At 60.6% G+C, this 5879-nt stretch carries 4 protein-coding genes and 2 pseudogenes; 4 read left to right on the top strand and 2 right to left on the bottom strand.

The genetic code is table 11. From position 1 onward, the window contains the following. From AAC083_RS07815 to AAC083_RS07805, 3 genes and pseudogenes are all read left to right on the top strand, one after another. Positions 1 to 217 (top strand): annotated as a pseudogene (locus tag AAC083_RS07815) (PLP-dependent aminotransferase family protein); the annotation flags it as partial. A 162-nt stretch (positions 218 to 379) separates the two neighbouring features. Beyond that, positions 380 to 460, top strand: a pseudogene (locus AAC083_RS07810) (DUF3142 domain-containing protein); the annotation flags it as partial. Positions 461 to 676: 216 nt separating this feature from the next. Next, on the top strand, positions 677 to 2302 hold the full coding sequence (locus tag AAC083_RS07805) for a hypothetical protein (RefSeq protein WP_108536254.1): 1626 nt from the start codon (positions 677 to 679) through the stop codon (positions 2300 to 2302). A 49-nt stretch (positions 2303 to 2351) separates the two neighbouring features. On the opposite strand, the gene AAC083_RS07800 is transcribed toward AAC083_RS07805, so the two are convergent. Then, positions 2352 to 3665, bottom strand: a complete 1314-nt coding sequence (locus AAC083_RS07800; protein WP_108536253.1) for a sodium-dependent transporter — start codon at positions 3663 to 3665, stop codon at positions 2352 to 2354. Positions 3666 to 4098: 433 nt separating this feature from the next. On the opposite strand from AAC083_RS07800, the gene AAC083_RS07795 reads away from it, so the two are divergent. Next, a complete protein-coding gene (locus AAC083_RS07795) occupies positions 4099 to 4866 on the top strand; it encodes a substrate-binding periplasmic protein (RefSeq protein ID WP_108536252.1) in 768 nt (255 codons plus the stop codon). Here AAC083_RS07795 and AAC083_RS07790 read toward each other — a convergent pair. After that, positions 4828 to 5879: sodium-dependent transporter (locus AAC083_RS07790; protein WP_108536251.1), on the bottom strand; the 1052-nt coding region annotated here is incomplete at its 5' end. The genes AAC083_RS07795 and AAC083_RS07790 overlap by 39 nt on opposite strands.

Here is a 5879-nt window from a genome sequence, read left to right as displayed (position 1 = left end):
ACCGGAACCCTGGCGCAGCCAGGCGTTCGCCGAGGCCGCCAACGCCCTTGACGTCGGGGTGGCGAGCGGGGAACACTTCGCCGCCGGCCAATTCGCCGCGCCGCAAGGGGTAAGGCTGAGCCTGAGCCAACCGGCCACGGATGCCCGCGTCGCCGAGGGGCTGGAGCGGCTGGCACAGCTGCTACGGGGCTCTCCGCCCCCCAATCCCCTGCTATAAGCCACTGTTTGGCCCTATACGCCCAGATCTGTGGGGCCCCGCCTGATCCGCCAGAACGACGGCCCCTTCTCCGCCAAAGGTCCAGGCCTGCAGTAGGCCAGCCGCGACTACCTCACCAAGGACTATGGCGCTGTGGTGGCCTATGCCCCCGCACTGGGCACAGGCCCTCTGGATCCGGCCCTGCCCCTGCGTTTTCAGGGGCAGGGCATAGCGCCGAGCAAGCTGCCGGTGGGCGAACTGTGGACTGGCTCAGGGGGAGAGTGGGATCCCGCCTGGGAAACGAAATTGGCACAGACGCCCGCCTATGGGGCGCTGTGGTCTTTCTCATCAATCCTCCGCGATCTTGACCGGAGGAGAGATTGAGCCAGGATCCTGGCTGGGCGATAAAAACTAGATCTTTTTGAATCCATCCGCGTACCATACTTCTTCGTACTGTGATCCCGCGAAGGAGTGCCAAAGATGCAGATCCTGTTGATCGAAGACGATGCCATGCTCAGCTCAGTCCTCTACAAGGGGCTGAATGAGCACGGTATTACGCCATCCCAACTGATCCATTGCAAGGAGCTCGCCACCCTGCCCACCCTGCTGCGTCAGCAGTCGTTCGATGCCATCATCTGCCGCCAATATCACCATCAGGCTCATGAAGGGATCCGCTTGCTGCAAGAGGCGCACTATCTGGGCTTGCTCGAACCGGGCTGCGTGCTGCTGTTGCTGGATGAGGATGATGATCTGCTCCAGTATCCCCCCTCGGATCTCTACTTCCCGTTGCACCTGCCCATGCCCTTCACCACAGAGCAGTTGACGCTCTGCCTGCGCGATTTCGTGCTGCTGACCCGGCTGACCCGTCCCCTACCGGCCCCGATGAAGCTGAGAGAGTGGCATATCGGCTGCACCCTGTGTGAAGACCTGCTCTACCAGCAACAGCAGCACAAAGGGCTGGGCCCGCTGCTGGACAGGGTCAAGGGTTACATGTTGCTGCAGCAGCAGAATCACTTCCACGCCACCCAGCACTATGCCATGTGCACCAAGGAATACGACGCTTGGTGGCCGCGCAAGGGACTGATCCACTCACTGCTGGGATTGAACAAGCTGGAGAGCGCGCACAAGGATCTGGCCCGCTATCAGGAACGGCTGCCGCCTAGCATACAGTTGGAGCTGAAGCTGGCCTGCCTGCTGCACGAGTCAAAGTGGGAATCTGCCTGGGAGGTGCTCAACCAGTTGCTGCACGAGCAACCCTGGCAGCCCGAGTGGCGCCAGGCCGCTATCCTGCTGGCCCTGCTACTCAAAGACGAGGGGAAGGCGCTTGAGCAGGCCAACGCCATCAGTTTGCGCTTCTTTTCTGAACACAAGCTCCGGATATCTATCGAGAATTTCATTCTGAACGCCAGCCTGGCCGTGATCTGGCACTACCCCACGGCCGCCCGGATCAGCGCACTGCAGCAGGAGTATCAGTACCTCCGTCATGCCGTGGCCCTACGCGCCCATGAGAATGCCTTGCTGCGGGCCCTGATGCTGAGCCTGGATTACCGCTTCGACGAAGCCCTGGTGTTACTGGCCAGACACCCGCCGGAGACAGCACGGGACAACCACCTCAACCAGCTGCTCGGTTTTGCCGTCAGCCAATTCTCAGGCCTGCCCCACCACGCCCAGCGCTACCTGACACAGCTCAGCCAATATGAGGCCAAGGTGGCCCCGGCCCCCCTGATCCAACAGCTGTTCAAGCAGGTGGTCACCGACCAGATGCTGCAACTGGAGCGCCGTGAACAGCGCCTGACCTATCTGCGCCAGGAGCGGCAAAGAGCGATAGTGGCCGACCAGCATCAGCTCGCGGTGCAGTATGCCCTGACCCTGCAGGAGGAGTTTCCGGCGCTGCCCGGCGATGCCTGGCAACTGCTGGAGTTGCTGCAACTGTGCTGGCCCGCCGGCATGCCAGCCCCCAAGGTGGCACTGCTGGTTGACCGCCTGGAGCGGCGTCTGACCCATAGCACCTCCTTCATGGAACACCATGCGGAGTTGTACCAGAAGACGCTGAAGCAGATCAGGTCACACCTGAACCCCCAATTGCCCGCCACTCCCCCCAACTAAGCCCGGCACAGGCTGGGCCTTGCTATCAGACCCCCAGGCAGAGCACGATTTACAACAGACCCCGTACCAGGATCCCGGCGATCAGCAGCGGCGCCACCAGTCGCCAGCACCAGAGCAGACCGAAGCGCAATACGGGCGACAGGCCGGCGGGCAATATGCTGTCCCCCAGTCGCCAACCCAGCAGCAGGGTCAGCACCAGGCCGAACAGCGGCATCATCAGGTTGGAGGTGAGGTAGTCGAGCAAGTCGAAGAGGGTCTTGCCAAACAGAGTCAGCTCGCTCCAGGGGCCGAACGACAGGCTGACTGGAATGCCGGAGGCCATGATGAGCAAAGTCAGCAGCCGGCTGGCGCCACGGCGGGACCAGCCCCACTCCTCGGTGGTGAAGCGCACCAGATGCTCCAGCATGGAGATGGAGGAAGAGAGCGCCGCCACCAGCAACAACAGGAAGAACACCACCCCCAGTCCCTGGCCAAACGGCAGATGGTTGAACACTGCGGGCATGGTCATGAAGGTGAGACCGGGACCTGCGGCAGGATCTATGCCGGTCGAGGCCAGCGCGGGGAAGATCATCAACCCCGCCAGCACAGAGATGAGGCTTGCCAGCGTCACCACCCAGACCCCGGAGCGCAGCACACCTTGGCTGTTGGGCAGATAGGCGCCATAAGTGGTGTGCACGCCAAGACCGATGGAAAGAGAGAAGAAAGCCAGCCCCAGCGCATCCAGTACACTCTGGCCGGTCAGCATGGAAAAATCAGGTAGCAGCAGTTGGCGTACCCCGACCATGGAACCGGGCATGGAGAGCCCCACCCCCACCAGCAGCAACATCATGATGAAGAGGGTCGGCATCATCCAGCGCAACGCCCGCTCTACCCCCTTCTGAATGCCACCCTGCACGAACCACCAGGTGAGCCCGGCGAACACCAGATGGGTCAGCACGGGCCACCAGGGATCGCTGACGTAGCCGTTGAACAGGGCGGTGAGGGCACTGCCCTCACTCAGGTTGAGCTTGCCCATCACAGCCAGCGCCGCGTAACCCACGGTCCAGCCGCCGACCACACTGTAGAAGCTGTAGATGAAGAAGCCGCACAATATCCCCATGTAGCCCATCCAGCGCCAGTTCGGCCCAACCAGCTTGTTGAAGGCGCCGAGCACCCCGCGCTGGCTGCGGCTGCCGAGCAGAGTCTCCCCCACCAGCACGGCCACCCCCAGGGTGAAGCTGAACAACAGGAACACCAGCAGGAAGGCGCCACCGCCATTGGTGGCCGTCACATAGGGAAACTTCCAGATGGCGCCAAGGCCGATCGCCGTGCCGGCCGCTGCCAACACATGACCAAGACGGGAAGACCACTGAACCTGGCTCATACAACCTCCGGGGAACGCAACATCAAATCGATACTCCATGGGTAAACATCAAACGGGCAACCACAAAAAAGGCCGCCTGTCGGCGACCCTGCAATGAACATTCAGACAAACTGCACGTACAAGGTCACCTCTCCTGCGAGCGGAAAAATCGGCCTGACAGCGCGAAAACGGATGACATGAGTAGGATGGCCTGAACGCCAAAAAGGAGCCACAGCCTAAACTATGGAAAGAAAAATTGACACAATGAGAAGTAAAAATTTTCAACTTCCATTGAAAAACCTATATTCATCAATCAGGGACTCCCGATTGACCATGATAATGCCCCTGTGACCAGCCCTTTGGTTTAATCTTGATGAGTCAGTGACCTCCCGTCACCGATCAGACAGATCGCCTGGTTCGGCCACTTGATTCAGCCTATGCAACAGGACAGTGCATGAAACGAACGCTGCTCATCGGAACACTCCTCAGCCTCAGCCTGACACTGTCGGCACAACCCTCGCTGACCCTGCTCAGCCATGAACTCGTGCCCTTTACTTACCACCATGATGGCCAGCTCGACGGGGTCGCCGTTCGCCTGATCCAGCAAATACAAGATGAACTGGGAGAAACATATCCCATCCGGATTTATCCCTTCAAACGGGCCCTGGCACTGACCAAGCTTGAGCCAGGATATGCGCTGTTTGTCACCCATTGGGCACCCGAGAGAGAGCCCCTCTTTAAATGGGTAGGGCCACTGTTTCTGAATAAAGTGATCATCTATCAACCCCCGTCACCCAGACACAAACTGAAGAACCTCGACGGCTTGCGTCACTTGCCAAGGGTCGGGGTTGTGCTGGGTAATGCCGATGACGAACGACTCACCCGCGAGGGATATACCAATCTGGTGCGCTACCAAACCGTGGACGAAGCCTTGCAGCGCTTGGTACTGGGCAAAATTGATGCATTTCCAGTCGGCGAAATGGTGCTGGATGCCACCTTGGAACAGCGAGGGTTATCACATCGCATCGTGACAAACTCAGGTGTAGTGCTTCACGAATCATGGCTCTATCTCGCCTTTTCCAGGGATCAGGATGATGCAGTCATCGCCCGTTGGCAGTCCGCGCTCGACAGAGTCAGGTTGAAAAGTGGGAGGGGCTCGCTCCCCCCCCATCAAGATCGAACCTCATATCAAGCCGCGCAGCAGGATCCCGCCGATCAGTAACGGTGCCAGCCAGCGCCAGCAACCCATCACCAGGATACGCCAGTGTTGTGCCAATCCCCGGGGCAGCCCCTGCTGACCCAGTTTCCAGCCCAGCAACAGGGTAAGCGCCAGCCCGAACATGGGCATCATCAGGTTGGAGGTGACAAAATCCAGCAGCTCGAAGATGTTCTTGCCAAACAGGGTCACATCCGCCCAGGGGCCGAACGACAGGCTGACGGGAATGCCGTTCACCATCACCAACGCGATGATCAGGCCGCAGGCCGCACGGCGTGACCAACCAAAGCTCTCGCAGAGGAAGCACTGCAGATGCTCCAACAGCGAGATGGCAGAGGAGAGCGCAGCCACCACCAGCAGGGAGAAGAAGATCACCGCCAACCCCTGGCCGAATGGCAACTTCTGGAACACCGCCGGCATGGTCATGAAGGTGAGGCCCGGGCCCGCGGCGGGATCTATGCCGGTCGCCGCCAATACGGGGAATATCATCAAGCCCGCCAGCACGGCGATGAGACTCGCCAGCAGCACCACCCAGAGGCTGGAACGGCCAACCCCGTCGCTGGAAGGCAAGTAGGCACCATAGGTGGTGTGAATCCCGAGCCCGATGGAGAGGGAGAAAAAGGCCAACCCCATGGCATCGAGCACCCCGGACATGCCGAGTTTGCTGAAGTCCGGCATCAGGAAGTGGCGCACCCCGGCCATGGCATTGGGCAGGGTGAGGCCGAAGGCCACCAGCAGCAGTATCATGATGAACAGGGCCGGCATCATCCAGCGCAGGGTGCGCTCCACCCCCTGCTGCACGCCGCCCTGCACGAACCACCAGGTGAGGGCGGCAAACAGCAGGTGGGTCAGCACGGGCCAGAGCGGATCACCGACATAGTCGTTGAAGCGAGCAGTCAGTGCCGCGCCGTCTCCGTGCTGCAAACTACCCGCCAGCGCCATGCCGGTGTAACCCAGGGTCCAGCCCCCCACCACGCTGTAGAAGCTGAAGATGAGCAGGCTGCTGAGCAGCCCCATGG

The sequence above is a fragment of the Aeromonas sp. HMWF014 genome, assembly GCF_963878295.1.
Lineage (GTDB): Bacteria > Pseudomonadota > Gammaproteobacteria > Enterobacterales > Aeromonadaceae > Aeromonas > Aeromonas popoffii.
This window is presented reverse-complemented; position numbering and strand designations above follow the sequence as displayed.

What these genes read in the sequence shown, in the direction of transcription:
- AAC083_RS07795 (WP_108536252.1), top strand. Translation starts at nt 4,099, where the DNA reads ATGAAACGAACGCTGCTCATCGGAACACTCCTCAGCCTCAGCCTGACA.
- AAC083_RS07805 (WP_108536254.1), top strand. Translation starts at nt 677, where the DNA reads ATGCAGATCCTGTTGATCGAAGACGATGCCATGCTCAGCTCAGTCCTC.
- AAC083_RS07800 (WP_108536253.1), bottom strand. Translation starts at nt 3,665, where the DNA reads ATGAGCCAGGTTCAGTGGTCTTCCCGTCTTGGTCATGTGTTGGCAGCG.